Annotated in this window: 23 protein-coding genes and 1 pseudogene; 15 read left to right on the top strand and 9 right to left on the bottom strand. The window is 38.6% G+C overall.

The genetic code is table 11. The features are described from left to right. Positions 1–117 precede the first annotated feature (117 nt). Together rplT and rpmI are read right to left on the bottom strand one after the other, a co-directional pair. The gene (gene rplT / locus F6K27_RS06370; protein WP_124142898.1) at positions 118–474 is read right to left on the bottom strand and encodes a 50S ribosomal protein L20; all 357 of its coding nucleotides are present in this window, start codon (positions 472–474) and stop codon (positions 118–120) included. 18 nt (positions 475–492) lie between these two features. Continuing rightward, positions 493–690 (bottom strand): 50S ribosomal protein L35, encoded by a 198-nt coding sequence (gene rpmI, locus F6K27_RS06365; RefSeq protein WP_124142915.1) that lies wholly within the window; start codon positions 688–690, stop codon positions 493–495. Positions 691–1,254: 564 nt separating this feature from the next. On the opposite strand from rpmI, the gene scpB reads away from it, so the two are divergent. Together scpB and F6K27_RS06355 are read left to right on the top strand one after the other, a co-directional pair. After that, on the top strand, positions 1,255–1,767 hold the full coding sequence (gene scpB, locus F6K27_RS06360; protein WP_287274214.1) for an SMC-Scp complex subunit ScpB: 513 nt from the start codon (positions 1,255–1,257) through the stop codon (positions 1,765–1,767). Positions 1,768–2,263: 496 nt separating this feature from the next. Next, the gene (locus F6K27_RS06355) at positions 2,264–2,530 is read left to right on the top strand and encodes a hypothetical protein (protein ID WP_287274212.1); all 267 of its coding nucleotides are present in this window, start codon (positions 2,264–2,266) and stop codon (positions 2,528–2,530) included. Between the two features lie 377 nt (positions 2,531–2,907). On the opposite strand, the gene F6K27_RS06350 is transcribed toward F6K27_RS06355, so the two are convergent. Beyond that, a complete protein-coding gene (locus F6K27_RS06350; protein WP_287274210.1) occupies positions 2,908–3,114 on the bottom strand; it encodes a hypothetical protein in 207 nt (68 codons plus the stop codon). Positions 3,115–3,481: 367 nt separating this feature from the next. Here F6K27_RS06350 and F6K27_RS06345 point away from each other — a divergent pair. From F6K27_RS06345 to F6K27_RS06325, 5 genes and pseudogenes are all read left to right on the top strand, one after another. Continuing rightward, a pseudogene (locus F6K27_RS06345) lies at positions 3,482–3,738 on the top strand (DUF2442 domain-containing protein). Next, positions 3,713–3,907 (top strand): hypothetical protein, encoded by a 195-nt coding sequence (locus tag F6K27_RS06340; RefSeq protein ID WP_287274209.1) that lies wholly within the window; start codon positions 3,713–3,715, stop codon positions 3,905–3,907. The pseudogene F6K27_RS06345 and the gene F6K27_RS06340 overlap by 26 nt, the downstream one beginning before the upstream one ends. A gap of 121 nt (positions 3,908–4,028) precedes the next feature. Further along, entirely contained in the window at positions 4,029–4,223 is a 195-nt protein-coding gene (locus tag F6K27_RS06335) for a hypothetical protein (RefSeq protein WP_287274207.1), read from the top strand. A gap of 50 nt (positions 4,224–4,273) precedes the next feature. Continuing rightward, a complete protein-coding gene (locus F6K27_RS06330; RefSeq protein ID WP_353735944.1) occupies positions 4,274–4,441 on the top strand; it encodes a type II toxin-antitoxin system RelE/ParE family toxin in 168 nt (55 codons plus the stop codon). A gap of 375 nt (positions 4,442–4,816) precedes the next feature. Then, a complete protein-coding gene (locus F6K27_RS06325) occupies positions 4,817–5,317 on the top strand; it encodes a hypothetical protein (RefSeq protein ID WP_287274206.1) in 501 nt (166 codons plus the stop codon). 188 nt (positions 5,318–5,505) lie between these two features. On the opposite strand, the gene F6K27_RS06320 is transcribed toward F6K27_RS06325, so the two are convergent. Further along, complete coding sequence (locus tag F6K27_RS06320) at positions 5,506–5,634, bottom strand: type II toxin-antitoxin system HicB family antitoxin (RefSeq protein WP_287274265.1); 129 nt, start codon at positions 5,632–5,634, stop codon at positions 5,506–5,508. Positions 5,635–5,790: 156 nt separating this feature from the next. Further along, positions 5,791–6,156, bottom strand: a complete 366-nt coding sequence (locus F6K27_RS06315; protein WP_287274205.1) for an FAD-dependent oxidoreductase — start codon at positions 6,154–6,156, stop codon at positions 5,791–5,793. 123 nt (positions 6,157–6,279) lie between these two features. Between F6K27_RS06315 and F6K27_RS06310 the strand changes: the two genes are divergently transcribed. Continuing rightward, positions 6,280–7,965 carry an AAA family ATPase gene (locus F6K27_RS06310; RefSeq protein WP_287274204.1) on the top strand — a complete coding sequence of 562 codons (1,686 nt, stop codon included), beginning with the start codon at positions 6,280–6,282 and terminating at the stop codon, positions 7,963–7,965. Positions 7,966–8,090: 125 nt separating this feature from the next. Here F6K27_RS06310 and F6K27_RS06305 read toward each other — a convergent pair whose 3' ends face one another. Further along, entirely contained in the window at positions 8,091–12,080 is a 3,990-nt protein-coding gene (locus tag F6K27_RS06305; protein WP_287274203.1) for a magnesium chelatase subunit H, read from the bottom strand. Between the two features lie 356 nt (positions 12,081–12,436). After that, positions 12,437–12,721, bottom strand: a complete 285-nt coding sequence (locus F6K27_RS06300; RefSeq protein WP_124142893.1) for a tetratricopeptide repeat protein — start codon at positions 12,719–12,721, stop codon at positions 12,437–12,439. Between the two features lie 56 nt (positions 12,722–12,777). Between F6K27_RS06300 and F6K27_RS06295 the strand changes: the two genes are divergently transcribed. The 5 genes from F6K27_RS06295 (at position 12,778) to F6K27_RS06275 (ending at position 14,990) form a co-directional block, all read left to right on the top strand. Beyond that, entirely contained in the window at positions 12,778–13,197 is a 420-nt protein-coding gene (locus tag F6K27_RS06295; protein WP_124142892.1) for a hypothetical protein, read from the top strand. A 327-nt stretch (positions 13,198–13,524) separates the two neighbouring features. After that, positions 13,525–13,755 (top strand): DUF433 domain-containing protein, encoded by a 231-nt coding sequence (locus tag F6K27_RS06290; protein ID WP_287274202.1) that lies wholly within the window; start codon positions 13,525–13,527, stop codon positions 13,753–13,755. Continuing rightward, the gene (locus F6K27_RS06285; RefSeq protein ID WP_287274201.1) at positions 13,752–13,922 is read left to right on the top strand and encodes a DUF5615 family PIN-like protein; all 171 of its coding nucleotides are present in this window, start codon (positions 13,752–13,754) and stop codon (positions 13,920–13,922) included. Before F6K27_RS06290 ends, F6K27_RS06285 begins: the two co-directional genes overlap by 4 nt. Further along, a complete protein-coding gene (locus F6K27_RS06280; RefSeq protein WP_275670261.1) occupies positions 13,879–14,085 on the top strand; it encodes a DUF5615 family PIN-like protein in 207 nt (68 codons plus the stop codon). Before F6K27_RS06285 ends, F6K27_RS06280 begins: the two co-directional genes overlap by 44 nt. 302 nt (positions 14,086–14,387) lie before the next feature. Next, positions 14,388–14,990: a hypothetical protein gene (locus F6K27_RS06275; RefSeq protein WP_287274200.1), complete on the top strand. Its 603-nt coding sequence runs from the start codon at positions 14,388–14,390 to the stop codon at positions 14,988–14,990. 127 nt (positions 14,991–15,117) lie between these two features. Here the strand turns inward: F6K27_RS06275 and F6K27_RS06270 are convergent, their stop codons facing one another. Then, complete coding sequence (locus F6K27_RS06270) at positions 15,118–16,335, bottom strand: glutathione S-transferase family protein (protein ID WP_287274199.1); 1,218 nt, start codon at positions 16,333–16,335, stop codon at positions 15,118–15,120. Positions 16,336–16,924: 589 nt separating this feature from the next. Here F6K27_RS06270 and F6K27_RS06265 point away from each other — a divergent pair. Continuing rightward, positions 16,925–18,112, top strand: coding sequence for a hypothetical protein (locus F6K27_RS06265; protein ID WP_287274198.1), 1,188 nt, complete (start codon positions 16,925–16,927; stop codon positions 18,110–18,112). 117 nt (positions 18,113–18,229) lie between these two features. Here F6K27_RS06265 and F6K27_RS06260 read toward each other — a convergent pair whose 3' ends face one another. Continuing rightward, the gene (locus F6K27_RS06260) at positions 18,230–19,168 is read right to left on the bottom strand and encodes a glycosyltransferase family 2 protein (protein ID WP_124142887.1); all 939 of its coding nucleotides are present in this window, start codon (positions 19,166–19,168) and stop codon (positions 18,230–18,232) included. Positions 19,169–20,066: 898 nt separating this feature from the next. Between F6K27_RS06260 and F6K27_RS06255 the strand changes: the two genes are divergently transcribed. Next, positions 20,067–20,708 (top strand): TenA family protein, encoded by a 642-nt coding sequence (locus tag F6K27_RS06255; protein ID WP_353735943.1) that lies wholly within the window; start codon positions 20,067–20,069, stop codon positions 20,706–20,708. The last annotated feature ends 335 nt before the right edge of the window (positions 20,709–21,043 follow it).

Raw genomic sequence — 21,043 nt, 5'->3', positions numbered from 1 at the left:
ATATTAATTTTTATAAGTAATAAGGCTAGATTTGAAATCTTAGGAGTGGAGTAGGAAGTAGGAAGTAACTGTTATAAAAATTCCCGGTTCCCAACTCCCTAAATCTTCTAGTTGATATTATCCTTTAGCTTGACTTGCTAATTCAACTACTTTAGCAAAAGTTTCAGGATCTAAAACTGCTAATTGGGCTAACATTTTACGGTTAATGGCAATATTAGTTTTTTTCATATTACCTATCAGTTGACTATAACTCATGCCCTGTTGACGAGCTGCAGCATTTATCCGAGTAATCCATAAACGACGGAAATCCCGTTTGCGTTTACGGCGATCGCGATAGGCATTGCGTAACGCCTGCATAACTCGCTGGTTAGCTACTTTAAATAGTTTAGACTGTCTACCTCTAAATCCTTTAGCTAGTTTAAGAACTTTGTTACGGCGTTTACGGGCAACATTACCTCTTTTGACTCTGGTCATAAATTTCCCCCTAAAATTTTACAAATATGGAAGCATTAAACGTACATTTTCTTCATTAGTCTCATGGACAAGAGCCATTTTAGACAGACGACCCTTGCGAGTGGAGCTTTTATGTTGCAACAGATGACTCTTAAAAGCTTTACGACGCATGATTTTTCCACTGCCTGTTACTTTAAAGCGTCTAGCTGCCGCCTTGCGAGTTTTTAGTTTTGGCATGATTTGCAGTAATTTTAGACACAATGTTTTATTATAGCACAAAAATTTGTTAAAATCAAATACCTATTTTATTGGATATGTCCAGAAAAGAGGGAATAGGAAACAGGGAACAGGGATAAATAATTGATGATTTATATAGGACTTAACTTTTTTTCTTGCTCTTAAGCTTCCTGCATCTTCCTTCTTCCTTCTTCCTGACCTTTGCTACCGGACATGATATTAGATTTGGACTTCAAGTTTGACCTAACAACAACCTTATGATAAAAAAATCAGACTAGACTACTTTGCTCATCAATGAAGCGCAAAGTTTTCTAATCACAATTACCGAAAAATTAAGGTATAAAGCCTCTCCATTCATGGAGAAAAAAGCGGTGGAGGGATGGCGAACCGCGTTTGCGGTAGCATTCCGTAAGGAAAGCTGCTCTGATCAGAGCAGCTTTCGGAGCCATATCCAATCGACCAAGAGAAGAAAAAAAATCCATCGATCCAATCCTCTTATTTATAAGAAGAGGTAATTCTAAATTCTAAATTATAAATTCTTGAACCCCAAAGTAATGATACTAAATGTTTAGTCTTCCTAGTAAAATTGAGGCAATTTTATACCTCAAAGGACAACCCCTCTCCATTTCTGAAATTGCTGAAATTGCCAAATGTGAGCGTGGCCAAGTTAAAGATGCTTTAATCGAATTAATGTCTGAATATGCCCATCGACATACTGCCTTAGAAGTTATAGAAACAGAAAAAGGTTATAGTCTTCAACTCAAAGCAACTTTTGCTGAGTTGATAGAATCTTTGATTCAACCAGAGTTGGGAGTAGGTGCTCTGAGGACTTTAGCAGCGATCGCCCTCAAAGGAGGTATTACTCAATCAGAATTAGTAGATATTCGTGGTTCAGGAGTTTATCAGCACGTTCCAGAACTTGTTACCTTGGGGTTTGTTCGTAAACGTCGTCAAAAGGAATCTCGTTCTTATTGGTTACAAGTCACAGATAAATTTCATCAGTATTTCCAACTAGATCAACTTCCCCAACAATTATCACTTGACCTTAATTCTTTATCCAATGATGAAGAGGAATAAAATTTGGAAATACAAATAATTCTTAAGTAGGCAGAATCGTATCCACTCAATATAATAGACATCTCCTCCAAATGAGGCAGTAGGCAGCTTTGCTGTAGGCAGTAGGGAACCCACCCCTCGCCCCTCCCCCTCCCAGGAGGGGAAATAATTGATAATTTATGTGTAATAATTAATTTGATTTTTGATTTTTACCAGATGTCTAATGGGATAGGCAATAATTATAACTGCCAAGGCCAATCAAAGGGATGATAGAAGAGCGAGTATATGGGTTCAATCAATAAGGGTAGCCAAAATAAGAATATTGTATGAACGAAAACGATTAACTGCTTTTCAAATTTAGGAGTTGTTGTTGGCCTTAGACCATCCTCAATTGCCATTGCATAATAATCCGGCGGAGTTATACCATTTCTCCATGAAGTTGCGCTTAATCAAAGATAACAGCTATTAGTAAAATTCAGGTTTGGGTAAGAATTATTAAGCGCATTATGACAGAGAAATGGTATTAGCAGCCAGGAGTATGGTTCAACGACGCAATATCAGTTACGAAACTCAGACTGCTGAGGGGACAAAAGCTTGGGATACATTTATATCTCTTGTGGCTACTACTCATAAGTTGGGATTGAGTTTTTTTAAATATGTGCGCGACCGCATTTTGAGGACTGGTAAAATTCCGTTTCTGGCAACTATTATTGGCGTTCGCGGAGCGTGGAGTCAGCCGTATCGCTCTTCTATCAATCCCTTTGGTTGGTCTTGGCAGTTATAATCATTGCCTGCCCCATCATATTTAGGGTTTGCTGAAAAAGTCTTTTAGTAGGGGTAGGAGACAGCTATACTGGAGACAGGAGACAACCCACCCCTAACCCCTCCCAGGAGGGGAGAAATGGGAATTGTAGAGGAGGTAGTCGGAAAAATTGTAAGAGTGATTTTTCTGCCATAATCGCCCCAAAACACTAGCTTTTTGAGCTTGAGCGACCGAAAAGCTTGCACTTTTTCAAGGCAAAAAAAGGCAGCAAACCAATATCAGTCAATGCTTTGATATTTAATCAGCAAGCCCTATTTAGTGGATACAATAAAACTATATAAAAGAAATAAAAATTCCTATTTTACACTGCGCGATCGCTCAACTATTAATCTATTAATTTATTCAATATAAGTAATATCACCCTTTTTCAGGCTTTCTAAAGCTTGATTTACTTCAATCATTAAAGGCTTCAATGTTTCCATACGGTTATCTTTAACAATTAAAACGATTATTATTAAATCAATTTGTTGAAGATTTTGTTGTGAAGTTAAATTTTTGTCTACTGTAATAAAAACATCAAGACTTTCTGATGCTATTTTTAACAATTATCCATTTTTTTTTGCTGCCAAACCTTGTTCTGGAACTGTTATTAATTGATTATTTATCATTTTCTTTGTGGGTTTAATACCCCACCGTCAACGGGGGTGTTCACGCATTACTTGGGGGAGCGTAGACGCGGAGCGGCCCTTCGTTGACTATCCCCATATAATTTTCCTCCTGTCTCCTGTCTCCTGTCTCCTGTCTCCTTCTTCAAGATTTCTTTTTTGAGCTTTTTAGGCAATCATTTTGATAGAGATAATCTTTCTGCCAATTCTGTATCTCTAGGTAAAAATATTGGGTTTAGTCTTAAAGAGTTAAGAAAAATTAAATCAATTGTCGAAGTTAATCAACAAATTTTTTTGGAGAAATGGGATGAGTATTTCAACACCTCAAGCTGATGAGCGAGTTAAAAATGTACAAATACAAGAGGATACTTTCAGTGTTGAACTGATGGATGGACGAACTATTACTGTTCCTTTAGTTTGGTATCCTCGTCTGAAATAACTGCTGAACAACTACAAGCATGGGAAATATGTGGTGGTGGTTATGGTATTCATTGGGAAGAAATAGACGAAGATATTAGCACTGAGGGATTATTAAGAGGTGCCCCCGCTCCTGGTATCAAGTAGGTTCGTTGGTGTAAAAGTAGCAGGTATTGTTAGTTTAATTATGGTGGCGATCGCTTTTGTTATGAGGAGGGCGATCGCCTGTTTTATCTATGGCAATATTGACCGTATTTTTTGTGTAGGTAATTTTGTAAATTATGCAACTTGCTATATTTTCTTACTAGGATTATAATTTTAATAATAATTTGACAATTATTTAGGTCGTTTTTATGAACATATCTTTAAGTATAGAAGCGCGAAAATTTATTGAGGAACAAGTTAATAGTGGTAGGTATTCGTCCGCTACATAAGTAGTGGGAGAAGCATTGCGACTTTTATCAGAAAAAGAGAGTATTCGCGCCAAACATTTTGTTGAATTAAAAGAAAAAATAAGAATGGGAATAGAAGAGCTAGATCGTGGTGAAGGAATTGATGGAGAAGAGGTATTTGCAGAGTTGGAGGCAGATATTAAGTGCATCGAAACTGAAATGAAACAAGGGATAATTTAATAATGAGTCGATTTATTATATCTCCTTTAGCAAAACAGTAATTAAAGGAAATTAACCGCTATATTGCTAGGTTTAATTCTAATGCTGCTAGAAGACTTATTAATAGAATTAAACAGCAATGTAAACTGTTAGCTGATTTTCCCGAAATGGGGCAAAAATGTGATGAGTTAGAACTTGGTCTCAGAAGTTTTCCAGTAGAAAATTACATCAATAGATGATGGGGTGCAAGTAGTGCGAGTAATTAGCGGTTATCGAGATTTGGAGATGATTTTCTCTCAGGATATTGATGGATAATTTAAGTTAGCGATCGCTCTTGTTATGAGCAGGGCGATCGCCTATTTTATCTATGTCAATATTGACCGAATTTTTGGTGTAGGAATTTCTCGTCCTAATTCTTGAGCAGTTTCTATCCATTGTTGCATAATTATTTCTACATTTTGCAGTGCTTCCTGATAGGTTTCTCCATCAGCTTTATCCGATCATCATCAAAAAATATGTTACATTTGCTACACATTTTCTTAATAGGATGACTATACTTGAGAAGTATAAATTTATAATTAGTATTATATAAAAACTATAGTGCTATAGTACAAATGACTACTATTACAACAAGAGAAGCTGCTTTTTTATTAGGTATTTGTTGTCAACGAGTAAGAGTTCTACTTTCTCAAGGTAGAATTAGAGGTGCTTATAAGCATAAAGGATTTTGGAAAATTCCTGTTTATGGTCAGCGGAAAATGCCTGTGGTTGTACCAGGTACAAGAGGTCCGAAAGGTATTTGGTGTCATCAGGAACGAAAGAAACCGACGATAATTCATGTCAATCAACAGAAAATTAAAAAAAATGGCAAGAGAATTAAGCACGATCCTCTAATGACTCCCGATAAATTGAAGCCAGTAGTATCTGTTAAGCAGAGAAACCGCAATGATTTGGGGTATCAGATAATTATTAAGGGTCCGTGTCGTATAGTTTATAAACCCTATCAACCTTTAGATTGTGGCGCTCATTTGTGGATTGAAACCCACGATCCAGTGGAATTTGTGGATACTCAGTTTAACCCAGTGACCGCGAGGCGAGCTTATAAATATGTCTGACATTAATTGATATTAATAGGGTGAAACGTTTCTAATCTACCGAAAAAGTAATATCGAATTCAACAGGCGTTGCTGCATTTGCTCATCGTTCAATTTTGTAATTTGATTGTTTTTTGGATGAGGCGATTTTTAGAGGATGCTTGGTGATTCTGAGGTTATGCTGGGCGATCGCTCAAAGATTATATAAATTATGCCAATATTGAGGGTGTTCTTGGTGTCGGAATTTCTCGTCTTAATTCTTGAGCAGTTTCAATCCATTCTTGCATAATTATTTCTGCATTTTGCACTGCTTCCTGATAGGTTTCTCCATCAGCAATACAACCTGGTAATTCTGGAACTTCTGCTATAAATGCTCTTGTTTCTTGACTCCAGTAGAGGATTCTTTCGTTGTAGCATTAGCTTAATTTGCTAGATGATATTTGATAATAATTGCACTAATTTGTTTGAGTTAATAGGCTTTTGCTTGTGAGTCTTTAACTAGATATGCGCTCTGATGTCGCCTGATGAATCTGTTTCGCAGCCATCACTCCAGACTCTAATGCTCCTTGTAACCATCCTCTTGTAGAAGAGGTATGGTCTCCAGCAAAATAAATTCGTCCTTCACTACGACTAAGTTCATTAAATAATTTTTCTTCTTGGGATTCACTAGGATACGCCCAACCTCCCTTAGACCAAGGATCGTTCATCCAAGAATAACTGATGGAACTCACCTGATAATTAGTAACCCGAGGTAGAATCGGTTTCCATTGCTGTAGTAATTGAGGTAATCTAGCATCTGGGTCAAGAGCATCCATAGCTAGAGCTATTTCCCCTCTATAGTTATTGAATATAAATAACATTACCTTGATTCAAACTTTCTAAAGCTTGATTTACTTCAAGAATTAAAGGTTTCAATGTTTCCAGACGGTTATCTTTAGCAATTAAAACGATCTGATATTATCATATTTTGCGAAGATGCTGGTATGGGAATTTTTGAAGTCAAAGATTGGAATTTAAATGCTTATCAAATTAAACGCAATAAGAAAGAGGAATATAAGTGGGAAGTTCGCGCCAAAAATACTGGTAAATGGGAAAAAGAAGACTGTCCTTTCAAACAGGTGGATAAGTATCGCGATTCTATTTTTAAATATGAGATACCTATTTTAGGTTCTAAGAAAATACTTAACCAGAAACTTCTTAGTTTAATCCAACCTTTTGTTTATTTTCACAAACATAAAACTGCTGATATTGAAAGGCAATTAGAAACTATATTAGATAAATATTCTAATGTTTTTGGATGGGATTATCTTGAACCTAAAAATCTCAAAAAAATCCTAGAAAAGCGCAATCTTCAACATGGTTCACTATTTGCAAACTTAATGCAGGAAATAGGATTAGCAGATCGTTTAGCTAACGCACTAGCTTTACCTAAACATGGCATGACAAATGTTGAACATTTGCTTAACCTGACTAAAAAGCAACGGGAAATACTAAAGAAGGAAAAAAAATCTCGTGGTACCAGAGTCATAGGTGCTGCTGGTTCTGGAAAAACATTGTTGTTAGTTCACAAAGCAGCAATAGCAGCTTCAGAAGGAAAAAGGGTTCTTGTAGTTTGCTTTAATATTACATTGGTAAATTATATTAAGGACTTAGTCAAACGTCTAGCTCGTTATTATGGTCAAAAAAATGGTAAGCTAGATTGCTATCACAAGATTGAAATAGGTCACTATCACCGTCTTTTTATAGATGAAAATTCATCAGAGGAGGAGATAACTGATGAAAAGAAAATTCATAAGAAAAACAGAAGAGTAGATAATCGAAATGATAAAACACCTGTAGATGTATTACTCATTGATGAAGGTCAAGATTTTCAACGTGCTTGGGTTAATGATTTATTAAGTATTTGTCGAGAAAACCATGAGTTTATGTTTTTTGAAGATCGTCTACAAAACATATATGGTGGTGAACAAATAACAACTCTAGTAGGTCGTCCTGTGAAACTTAAAGAGTCTTTTAGAATCCCAGAAAAAACAGCAAAACTAGCTAACTTTCTTACTAATTATCCTCAACTAGAAATTGAAGATAATGTCGAATCAGTCAAACCACTTCAAGGCAATCTTTTGGTGCGCAATTTATGGTTTAATGGTACATATAAACAATCAATTGAAGCCTTAAAAGTAGACATTAAAAACTTAACTAAAGATAGAAATAATGCTCGTGCAGACATAGCTATTCTAGTTTGTACTGTAAAAGATGGATGGGAAGTCTGTAAAGCTCTAAATCAGCTCAGTCTACCTTATCAAGCTGCTTTTGAGTCTCAAGAAGAAAATGAGAAGCTGAAAAAAGTTTATGCTGGAGATTCAAAAAAGATTAAATATATGGTCGATGAAATAAGACGGAGGTACAAAACTGCTTTTTGGATGCAAGGTGGAAGGATAAAGGTTGCTACTATTCATAGTTTCAAAGGATGGGAATTAAGTAATATATTGGTGTTTTTTAACCCTGATGAAAAGCAACAAAATGCACATAGCAAAGAGCTTCTTTATACAGCGATAACTAGAAGTCAAGAATGTCTAACTATTTACAATACTAACTCTTTGTTTAAAGATTTTGGGGATGCAGCTATTTCAGAAGGTTGTATTGAAGCACATCCCATGTATCAAAAATAGGTATTAAGCAATATTGACAGAATTAAAAAAGGGCGGGCAAATATTCACCCACCCTACCAATAGATAATTAATAATCAGAGATAGCTTTCATTATCCATTAATTATTAATTATTAATTATTCATTATTACTCTATCCCCTCTATCCTATCCTCCACTTGCTGATACAACTCCCGCAACTTATCCAAATTACTCTCACTGGTCTCCCAATAACCACGTCCGTTCACTTCCAACAACGTTGTTACCATCTTCCGGAACGAATGCGGATTCAAATTCAACAACCGCTGTTGCATCTGCTCATCTTTAATAAAGGTCTCGTTCACATCCTCATAAACCCAATTATCCACGGCACCAGCAGTCGCACTCCATCCCATGGTATTCACGAGACGCTTTGACAACTCCCGCACTCCTTCATAACCATGAGACAACATTCCCTCATACCATTTTGGATTCAACATTTTTGTCCGCGCATCCAAACGTACTGTCTCTGACAAAGACCGCACCTGAGCATTGGCAGTTGTTGTATCTGCAATATAAGAAGATGGTTTTTTCCCATCATCCCGGAGAGTCGCTACAATTTTTGTCGGATCGGAATCAAAATAATGACTCACATCTGTCAAACTAATTTCTGACGAGTCTAAATTTTGGAATGTAGCATCGGCAGTTTTCAATGCTGACTCAAATACTTTCCGGTTATCTTCCATCATTCCGGGGTTATCAGAATTAAAGGCAAAAGACTTACGCTTCAAATACATCTCTTGTAATTCCGACTCATCTTCCCAGGTACTATTCTCTACTGCCAAGTTAACATTCGCAGCATAAGAACCCGAAGCATTAGAAAATACCCGCGTTGCAGCTTGACGTAAATTTACTCCTAAATCTTCTGCTTGCTTGAGAGCGTGCTTCCGGACAAAATTCATCTCTTCTGGTTCCTCTGCTTCTGCTGCCATTTTCACAGCTTTATCCAAAAGGTTCATTTGATTGATAAATAAATCTCGGAACACACCGGAACAGTTAATCACGACGTCAACGCGCGGACGACCTAATTCTTCCAATGGAATTAATTCCAACTTATTCACCCGACCCAAAGCATCAGGTACAGGTTTCACACCTACCATCCACATTACCTGAGCAAGTGACTCACCATAAGTCTTGATATTATCGGTTCCCCACAACACAACGGCGATAGTTTCTGGATACTGCCCACCATTTTCTTGCATTTGTCGCGCCAATAAACGGTCAACCACAATTTTTGCCGACTTAACAGCAGCAGCAGTAGGAATAGACTGGGGGTCGAGAGCGTGCATATTTTTACCAGTAGGCAAAACATCGGGGTTGCGAATAGGGTCACCACCAGGTCCGGGTAAAATATATTCCCCTTCCAACGCTCGTAACAGAGAACCTAATTCATTATCAGCACAAACCTGCTCTAAGCAAAATTCCAAATATTCAAACAGAGGTTTAATAACTTCCCCATCAACATCAGGAAAACCTGCTGCTTCTAAAGCTTCTATCCAAGGTGCTTTTTTCCTCATGTTGAAGAAATTGAGTTTGCTCACCATGGAAACTCGACCTTCAGCATCGGTTTGTTGTTTCACTAATGCAGCAACAGCAGCACGAGTCGCTTCCGTAATACTCTGAACTAACTCCACATCTGCCAAAATACCTTTATTATTGTTTTGGTAAAGTTCCTCAATATCTCGGTTGAGACTATTAGCAATAATTCGAGGTAAACCAGTTATCTCTTCCTCTTCTCTGTCTAAACTAGCAATATTTACCAAAGTAGCGATCGCCTCTTCAGCACTAGGAGGTTTACCAATAATGTGCAAACCACAAGGCAACAACCGAGACTCAATTTCCATCAGTCTGCGATAAACATCCCCAACAATTTTATCCCGTTCCTCAGCAGTCAACTCCTGAGCATCTTTTTCTGGCAGCGTCACATCCTGGTCTAAATTCACTATCCGACACTTATCCATAATAGTGTTGACAATGGGAATACCTCGTCCGCTATCCTTCAAAGTTTGATAGGAACCGATCAACTCGTTCAACTCCTGCAAACCCTTATATAAACCAGCATTTTCCGCAGGGGGAGTCAAGTAAGAAATAGTCTCAGCATAACTCCGACGTTTAGCAATAGTCGCCTCACTAGGATTATTCGCTGCATAATAATAGATATTGGGAATACTACCAATCAGATTATCAGGATAACAATCTCCAGACATTCCAATTTGCTTACCAGGCATAAATTCGAGAGAACCGTGAGTACCAAAATGCAGCACCGCATCAGCTTTCCAAATTTGTTCTAAATAAGTATAGTAAGCAGCAAAACCATGATGGGGACTAGCGGAACGAGAGAACAACAACCGCATCGGGTCGCCTTCATAACCAAATGTTGGTTGTACTCCAATAAAAACGTTGCCGAAACTCTTACCGTAGATTAATAAATTTTCGCCATCGCTATTCAGGTTTCCTGGAGGGGGTCCCCAATTTTCATGTAAACGTTCGGAATATGGTGTCAAACTTTCATATTCTGCAACTGACATCCGGTGAGCAATATTCAACTCCGGACTTTGATACTGAGCAGTCGCATCATGGATGACTTGCTTCATCAACTCTTCTGCGGAGTCTGGCAAATCTTGAATATCGTAACCGTTACCTTTGAGTGCTTTGACAACTTCATAGATAGAACCAAATACATCTAAATATGCAGCAGTACCAACATTTCCTTTATCTGGTGGGAAACTGAAAATAGTAATAGCAACTTTTTTATTCAGTTTAGGTTTACGTCTAAGAGTTGCCCACTTGAGAGCACGTTGAGCAACAGCTTCGATGCGGTCTTGGAGAGCGATCGCTTTTCCGGTCGCCCCATCCCGTCCAGACATAATAATAGGTTCGATCGCTCCATCCAATTCTGGAATAGCTATTTGCAAAGCTACTTGTATGGGGTGGAGACCAAGTTCACTTTCTTCCCATTCTTCCGTAGTTTGGAAAACTAGAGGTAAAGCTACCATATATGGTCTATTCAAACGTTTCAACGATTCAATAGCTTTCGGATGGTCTTGTCTAGCAGGTCCCCCTACCAATGCAAAACCAGTTAAAGAAATAACCGTATCTACTAATGGTGTGGGTTCAACTCCTTTAGCAGCAACTTCCCAGAAATAAGCATCGACTGGTTTGGAAAAATCTAACCCTCCGGCAAATACAGGCACAACTCGCGCTCCCATTGCTTCCAATTCTTGCAACATAGCAACATAATGAGCATCATCTCCGGTAACTAAGTGAGTCCGCTGCAATACCAACCCAACACAGGGAGCGAGAGGGTCTTTCAAATCTTCAGAAATATCTTTGCGACTGTTGTACCAGGTGAGATATTCTTTAACATCCTCAAACATTTTAGGTGCTAGGGGATGCCAAACACCCATGTCTGGGTAAACTACTGGATCAACATATTGGAGAGAGCTGTTTTTCTTATCTTTAAAAACATATTTATCTGCCAACATCAGTAGGAAATTTTCCAGGTTTTCCGACGAACCCCCTAACCAATATTGGAAACTAAGCATAAAGTTTCTAGCATCCTGCGCCTTATCAATAGGCATATACTTCAACACTTTCGGCAGAGTTTGCAACAACTTCAGCATTCCATCTTGGAAAGAAGAACCAGATTTTTCCTTCCGCTTCCGCATGAACTGAGCGATCGCGCTTTTGCTCTGACCTAGTTGTGCCATTGAGAAACTTCCCATTTTATTCAGGCGCATCACTTGAGGCATGGAAGGGAATACAACAGCAGCGTCCAGCTTATCTCGGTGGGGGGTAACAGCCTCCACTACTTTTTCGGCCAGGTCTTCAATGAAAATTAGGGAAGCGATAAAGATGTTAGCTTCAGAAACTTCTTTTTTAAAGTTTTCGTAATTTTGTGGGTCACGGAGTTCTTCTATTAAATAGCCACTAATTTCAATGGCCAAATTAGGACTTTTTTCGTTGATAGAGCGCACCGCTGCTGAGAGAGAACTCTGATATTGTGCTTCTAGAACGATATATACAACTTTTAAGAGCGATCGCCCTTTCAAGTCTTCTGGGACAATGTGGCGAACGGCGGGTTTAACAGATGTGAACATTAAGTATTGCTCCTTGAGGATAATTGCTGATACTTAATGAGTATATTTACCAGAAAATGTGAAAAAAAGGTAGGGTAAGTTCTTGTTTTGATACAATTCTATAAGAATTTGGAAATTTTTCGTTACATTTATTGACAAAATGAGGAGTATATACTCTCAATCTTTGTTCATAAAAGTTAAGGCGATTTGTATACAAAATAATCTGGGATGAGGGTATAAATTATCAATTACCTGATGATGAGAAATTAGGATATGTAATTAGTTTTGCTTATGAATTTAATAAGACAGAACTTAACTAATTTTCTGACCTGCATTTTACTGAGGTAAAAAACAAACCGAGAACGGAAATCACCTCCCTACTCTTCGCTCTCCATCTGGGAGATAATCTGCAAACTCCTTTGATCAGATAACTCCCCTTGACGATTTTCGTTAAGGACTTGCTGCAAAAATATTCCATAATTCTTCATAACAGTCTGAGTATTGGGATGCTCTTCTCCTAGTTGTGAAAACAAAATAGTCAATGCTTTTAAAAATAAAGGTTCCGCTTCTGTGTATCGCCCCTGGAATTTGTAGAGACCTGCCAGGTTGTTGAGACTGGTGGCAATATCTGGATGTGCCGACCCCAGTAGTTGCTTTCTCATTTCCAAAGCTTCTGTATAGAACCCCTAAACGGATCTATTTAAAAATAGAGAAGGAGATGGGGAGATGGGGAGATGAGAGTATTTTTCTACCTGCAAGGGAAGCTACCAGGTTTGCTATTGGGCGACGCGGGGTCTCATCCGCTTTTTCCCCATTCTCGTTCCTGAATTTCCACAACTTCCTCAGGCTGAGGACGGAAGCCAAAAGCACATACCGCGTCCAAAGATACGCTCAGGGGTTCTATAATCCATCCAGGCAGTCAGTATGGGCAACAAACACTCACGACCAAGGTGCTAGAGTGTTGGCAATGCAAGCAGATGGTAATTTAGTTATCTATGCAGATGGAGGCCGTGTTCTTTGGGCTTCAAACACTCATGGGAATCCAGGTGCTTTCCTAGCTATTCAACAAGATGGTAACGTGGTTGTCTACACCAATCGTGGTGTGCCACTTTGGTCTACGGGTACAAATGGTCGTTAATTGGCTATTGGCTGAGTACGATCGCCGATCGCGTAGGCTATGTTAGCAGGGAAGCAATCTATCAATAAATAGATAATCTCTGTTCCTGCGTAACTCACAAAATCCTTTGCATAACTAATCTAGCCACAGCAGTAAGGTGTGTTAACAATAGGGAACTTACCACAGGATTAACTCAACTCATCCTTGAATGTTTCCCTGCCTATCCCTGTACTAAATCGAACAGCTTGGCGATCGCATTGCAGATAAGCTCTAGAAGTCTTCTCTGTCTGCGGGCAGCAAAAGTTTTCGATATAATGCTAAGTAAACATTTTTTCCTCATGCCAGTTTATGAACTACCGAGACATCATTACAATTGAGCCTGAAAAAGGTGGTGGTAAGCCTTGCGTCCGTGGCTTGCGTATTACAGTCTATGAAGTCCTTGAGTACCTAGCTTCTGAGATGACTGAAGCAGAAATTCTAGACGATTTTCCCGATCTGACGCGAGAAGATTTAAAAGCATGCATTGCTTATGCTGCTGACCGCGAGCGTCGGTTTATGAGTGCCCCATTATCCCCATGAAATTACTTTTTGATGAGAATCTATCGCCTAAATTACCAAACCGTTTGAGCGATTTTTTCCCAAACTCCCTTCACCTTCGAGATGTGGGCATGAAAGCGACAGTCGACCCAATCGTTTGGGATTATGCATGCATACAACGATCTAATCATCGTCTCGAAAGATGCTGATATGCACGATCTGAGTTTAGTATTTGGAAATCCACTGAAAGTGATTTGGCTTCGCCTTGGGAACTGTTCGACATTACAAGTTGAAAATTTGCTGCGTCGGGAGTTTAGCGCGATCAAATTATTTGACGAAGATGAGACTTTATCCCTGCTTGCTTTATCATGATGCACTAGGTTTTTACCTGCTGCGATCGCATACATTTTGTTTTGCGAGCGCTTGCTTGCTATACTTCCCTCAAAGACAGTCCATACCGACGAGACAAACACCGGGAAGTTAAAAGCTGCTGGAGTAAAGCAATGGTGAAACCTTCAATTCTTGACCCTGCCACAAGTTACAGCTTTAGCCAGTATAACACCCTAGCCTTTGACACCGCCGATGTTCTAGCGGGACTTGAACGATAAAAAGCAGAAAATTAAGATATAATGCAATTAAATCAAGAGTTTCACGTTGAGAGGTAAGAGTTATTAATGGCTTTTAGTGATTATAAAACTATTGCTCAAGTTCAACAAGAGTATAAGATCAAGTATTTGGAAGCAGACTTTATTGAAATTACCCATTTAAAACCTTCTGATCTGTTTGTCAGGGAATTGAAATTCAGCGAACAGAACATGGATATATACACATCTGAATACTCAAGATGTGAAAATATTATTTATCCAATTTTAAGAGAAGTTTATAAAAGTTTTATTGATAAGTATACTCTTTGGAGCCACAAGTTCATAACATACGATACTAAACTAAATGGAACGCCTGATTACTTGTTCTCAACAAAGTCAGAATTAGGTAAAACTGTTTTGGGTTTTCCAATCGTCGTTGTTGTTGAAGCAAAAAAGAATGATTTTAGTGAGGGATGGGGGCAATGTCTCGCTGAGTTGATTGCTGTGCAAAAATTAAATAAAGCCGAGGAACTTGCTGTGTATGGGATAGTAACAGATGGAGAATTATGGCAATTTGGAAAATTAGTATCCGATGAATTCACAAAAAGCAAGTTGAGAATTGCTATTACCGATTTAGATAAAATTTTCGGAACAATAAGTTTTTTATTGTCAAGCAAAAGGGAAGCAGATTGAAATTAAACTCGGTTTTTTCTTGCCTTCAACACCAAAGTTTAATAGTATCCCATGTCCTTTATTGAAAATCAAATAGGGGTTCCCCTCTTCAAACCTTGGATTGCAGAGGGGAATTCTCACTCCATTGTTAAATTTGGGTAAAATTAGCGGGGTTTTGATCGCGCCGATCGCGTAATGGAATGGGTATTCCTTGGCGATCGCCAGATAGAGCTGCTGTCGTTTCTAATGCTTCTCTCAGTCGTTTGCTAGCATAGATAGACATATCTCTGGGTACATTAATACGATCGCGCAGGTAGCGCAGGGCTGGATCGGAAGCAGATGGTGGCGGACAGAGTTCTCCTGTTATCATGTAAGTCAGAGCACAACGCAAGGCTTCATCAAAAAGGCGATCGTCGGCTGGATTAACGCGAATGATATTATGACGATGCTTGATCGCCCGGTGCAGAGCTTCTGCTCGAGACGTTTCGGGTTCTGGATACATCACATCTGGTAATCCGAACCAAGGACCGCAATCGACTCGTTTTTGATTAATCTCAGTTTGAGATTCTTGGTTAGGATAACATCCACCCATTTGCGGTGGTAAATCGTGGGCATGGGTATGAAAATCGCTTTGTGTTCCTCTATAGGTGGATCGGGTTTCCATAGCATCAAACCAATCAGAGAGCTTTGGGTTTTCTTCCCGCAATGAATAGCCTTTGTAGTAGTAGAGACTGGCATTCATCCGCTCGATGTATGGAGTAAAAACCAAATCAACTATACCAAATTCTTCCAGAAAATAAGATCCTGGAGTACTGGCAAGAGCTGCTTCAACTTGAGCCACGATGGTGGTAAATTGATCTCGACTGCGTTGTTCGTCCCTTTGCGATCGCGTGGGGTAGCACAACCAACTACACCAACCGCGAAAGAGTAGGCGTTCTAGCTGGCGCAGAGGCAGCGATGGGCGATCGCCCATCCCCACCCGATTTAATGGACCAAATGCGTTTTCTAATGCTAATAAGATATTATCACTTTCTGTAATTAACTGACCGTCAAGTTCTAGCGCAGGAAGCATTCCCGATCGCACTTTTTGCTTATACCACTTTTCTTTGGTTCCATAACAGAACATAGTCACTTTATCGATACGATAGGGAATCTGCTTTTCCTCTAACCACAGCCACACTTTTTGACAATAAGGACACCAAGCATGATGATCGCGATAAAGAGTAACTCGCACATCTGATTCGGCTTGTCCAAACAGCCGCAATCTTGCTTGGGAATTGGTTGGTCCGTTAATGGTATCTCGCTCAAATGTGGCGAGTTGTTGTAGTTCTTCCCAACTCAAAGGCAAAGATTTGGTCGATATCATAAGTTACTCCAGAAAATAATGTTTAATTTTATCACAACTTCATTTATCCGATTCGGAGTCTGACGGTTAGCAGCTTGAGGAATATAGGAAACCATGCGATTGTTCATACTTTCGCCCAAAAATTAAATAGGGCTAAGTGTTGAGAGGGTGGGGAGTGTGGGAAGTTTGGGGAGGGTGGGAAGACAGAGAAAGTAGGAGGAATAATTTTTCTTTGATTTTTCTTCCCCCCCTCACCCCCAAATTCTGAATTTTTGAGGGTAAGGGAATTAAAACAGGCGCACTTTTTTAGAGTCGAAAAAGGCTAAAAGCTTTATTTACCGAAAAATTGTGGTTTAAAGCCTCCCCTTTTAAAGGGATAATAGAGAAAAATTTTCCTTTGAGTCAATCCTCTTCTTGTCGCTGATCGCGCGATACCAGACCCCAAGATGGTGGAAAAATATCCGAAATGCTAGAATTCAGTTGTTCTGGACGCATAATTGTGTCATTGAAATTACCGATCTAAAACCTTCTGATTTTTTTGTTAAGGAATTAAGGCTGCACTCAGAAAAATTGTAAAATATAAGTCCTAATAAAATCAGAGGCACTATAAATGTCTAAATCTAGTCAAGTTTTAATTGATGCTTTTCTCGCTGAACGTAATACACCAAATCCTCTCGGTGACCGTAGTCCTACCTGGGGTCGTCATGTAGACGATCTTTCTCTGGTCGATCCTGGAGAAATTGCAGAAAGTGTTGTAGTTATTGAACCCTGGGAGCATGTTGGCGAACGACCCAAGGATAAAGTTGGGGTCATTGCATCAGAGAACGTGGCCTATATTGTCGATCAGATACTGGGTTTACCTACCCTTATTGTGCCCGCTTGGAAGCATGGTATTTCTGACCTAAAGCGCTTTGCTTCCCTGGCAAGGGTAGCCAAACTTATAGTATTGGAAGGGGGCGAACCGGATGTTCATGTAAAAGATACTTTTTCGCCAGCATTTCCTCGTTCAGATGCTACGCAACTGATTGTTGAATTCCTCTTAAAACAGGTGCCTTTCATTGGCATTTGTCTATCTCATCAGCTTACGGCGCAGGCCCATGTAGAATTAATCCGTGAATCTGTGGATCGTCTAGAAAAATCACAACAACCAGCGTTTGTTGCTGTCAGTCGTCGCATTGCCGAGGTGGCAAATCGCCTGAAGGTCGAAAAGAGTTATGGTACTGTCGCCCAATCTTGGAATGATGAATCGTTTGCAGTTGCTAAGAATGAAGAAATTAGCCATTCTAATACACGTTTATACCCCTACCGGGATCTTGAGATTCCTCATGTTCCGACTCAAATCACGGAGGCATATCGTGTAGTAGCAAAACGTTTTGATGCCATCATTGATGTAGCACTCCAGTACGAGAACAATCTGCACATTCAGGCATTTCATGGCAACGAAGTATCAGAAGAATCAATGCGGTTCGTATGTTGGGCCTATCAGCAAATTCACCATGCGATAACTGCTTACAGCCTTGAAGCGGCCTCGATACTAGACCTACAAAGCCTAATGGATGCACCCATTGGTGTCGAAATTTTAGCTTCAACACATACTCAAAGTGGCGATCCGTTATGTGAGGTGGCAGCAACCGGTATTTATTGGGATAACGGCCGGAAAGCACTAACTACCCAGTTTCACCCAGAACTTGATGAATCGTTAATAACAGCATCTGAAGGTTGGGCACTTTCCTGGGAAGATATGAAAAATTCTGATGGAATTCGTTTGTTAGCACGTATACTTCAGTCAGTTCTCTAAAAATGAGTAAGAAACCGCTTCCCTCATCAATTTAGGGCAAATGCCATTGAGGGCGAATGCTATTCGCCCCTACATATGTCGTTTTCAAGGGAGTTGTATGCGTAAGTCCTGATGGTATTAATTCTTATCCTCAAATCCTGCCACTTCAGATAAAGTATAAAGAGGTCTACCTTTCACTTCTTCATAAATACGTCCGATATATTCTCCTAAAATTCCAATACTTACTAATTGTACTGCTCCTAAAAAGAATATTGCCATGATAATTGTTGCCAAACCAGTTAATGGTGAATCTGGATAAAAAATCCGCCAATATAAAACTAAACAAGCCATCAATAAAGCAATACAAGCAGCAAATAATCCTATATAAGTAGAAAGTCGTAAAGGTACTTTAGAAAAAGAGACTAAACCATTAATTGCTAAAGCTAAAGACTTAGCAAAAGTATATTGAATATCACCAGCAAAACGAGGTTCGCGCTCAAATTTAATTGCTGTTTGTTTAAAACCAACCCATGCTCTTAAACCTCGAATATAACGATTAGTTTCTGGCATTTTATTCAACACATCTACCACACATCTATCCATTAAACAAAAATCTCCCGTATCAATGGGAATATCCACATCTGCTAAATGTTTTAAAATCCGATAATATAGAAAAGCAGGCAACTTTTTTAACCAACTTTCTTGATGTCTTTTTGTGCGTTGAGCATAGACAACTTGATAACCTTGTCGCCACTGTTCAATTAAGTCTGGAATTAATTCTGGTGGGTCTTGCAAATCTCCATCTAAAACTACAATAGCTTTCCCCCTAGCAAAATTTAAACCAGCAGTAACAGCAATTTGATGTCCGAAATTACGGGCAAAACTTAAGTAACAAATTCGAGAGTCTTGTTGATGTAATTCTCGGAGTATTTGTAGAGAGCGATCGCGACTCCCATCATTAATTAAAATTAATTCTACATCTCCATCCATTCTATTCAGAATGGCACTGATACGCCGATATAATTCTGGGAGATTTTTCTCTTCGTTATAAATAGGAATTACTATAGAATATTTCATAGAAGAAGGAATAAGGAAGAAGGAAAGGGGAAGAAGGAAAAAGGAAGAAACAATAATTTCCTCAAAAAAGGAAGGGGGAAGGAGGAAGAGGTAAGAAACAATAATTTCCTATTAAAATAGATTTTTCCATGAAGAATAAAGAATAAAGAAGCAAGAAGGAAGAGGGAAGAGGGAAGAAACAATAACTTCCTCAAAAAAGGAAGGAGGAAGAGGGAAGAAACAATAATTTTCTATTAAAATAGATTTTTCCATGAAGAATAAAGAATAAAGAAGCAAGAAGGAAGAGGGAAGATTGAAGAAACAATAACTTCCTCAAAAAAAGGAAGGAGGAAGAGGGAAGAAACAATAATTTTCTATTAAAATAGATTTTTTCATGAAGAATAAAGAATAAAGAAGGAAGAAGGAAGAGGGAAGATTGAAGAAACAATAACTTCCTAAAAAAAGGAAGGAGGAAGAGGGAAGAAACAATAATTTTCTATTAAAATAAATTTTTCCATGAAGAATAAAGAAGGAAGAAGGAAGAGGGAAGATTGAAGAAACAATAACTTCCTAAAAAAAGGAAGGAGGAAGAGGGAAGAAACAATAATTTTCTATTAAAATAAATTTTTCCATAAATCATCAGCATATTTCATATTATTCAGGTATACCAGTCGCGGGCAAGATGCCCGCACTTGCATTCACTTTACCATTTATATTTGTACCTTATCTATCTGCAATCTGCTGTATCTACATTCCTGAAATTTGTTGAATAATCTTAGACTAAAACATAATATAATACCACTAAATGAATTTATGGAAAATTATGATAAGCTAAGAAGAGTTTAGATTCCCTGTTCCCTGTTCCCTGTTCCCTGTTCCCTGTTCCATGTTCCCTGTGACAAAAATTTTATTTAGATATATGGTTTCAATGCAAAACAGCTTATCAAATAATTTATGGAAAATAAATCAACAATTAGCAACAGTCTGTTTATCTCATCCTTTTGTGGAAGGAATTGCTGACGGTACACTGCCTCATAAAAGTTTTGCCTATTATGTTGGGCAAGATGCTTTTTTCCTCAGAGCATTTGCCCGTGCTTACAGTATTGCTGCAGCTAAATCTCCTGATTGGAAAATATTTGAATTGTTTCATACTCTTGCAGGTGGGGTAAAAGAGGAATTGCAACTACATCAAAACTATGCTGCAAAATGGGGAGTCAACCTAGAAACTATTACGCCAGGATTTTCTACACGGCGTTACACAGATTTTCTGCTAGCAACAGCTTGGAGCAATAATATTGGAGCGATCGCTGCAGCAATGACTCCTTGTATGCGACTTTATGCTTTTTTGGGACAACACTTAGCTACACCAGAAATCCCAGATCATCAATATTCTGAATGGATTCGTACTTACAGCAGTCAGAAATTTGAACATTTGACGCAAAAGCTGGAGAAAGTGATAGACAGTTACGCAGATAATACTCAAGAAGCAGAATCAACCTACTGTTATGCCATGCTCTGCGAACGAGATTTCTTTCAAGCAGCTTGGGAAATGAAATCATAAGTTAGAAGTCATAAGTCATAAAGAGTGCATACTTTTATATTTTGCGTAAGTCCTGATTTAGTAGTTGTAGTTATCTGTTAGTGAGGACTTTATGCAAAGAAACCCAGTTTATACCGTCAGTCATAACAACAAACATCTATCAGAAACCCGGTTTCTGAGTTCTCTTTGGTAAGCCCTGTTGGTATTTGTTATTCAAAGTTTATTCCACTTATAGCAATGAGCGCTGGCATCTTTACATATTACATAAATATTGATAATGTAACATAAAAGTAACTGTATGAGCTGTATTTTTCATAAATTAGGCGATCGCTAAAGGTTAAAGTTTTAAGGATGCG

It is taken from the genome of Okeania sp. SIO2F5, assembly GCF_010692685.1.
Classification (GTDB): domain Bacteria; phylum Cyanobacteriota; class Cyanobacteriia; order Cyanobacteriales; family Microcoleaceae; genus Okeania; species Okeania hirsuta.
This window is presented reverse-complemented; position numbering and strand designations above follow the sequence as displayed.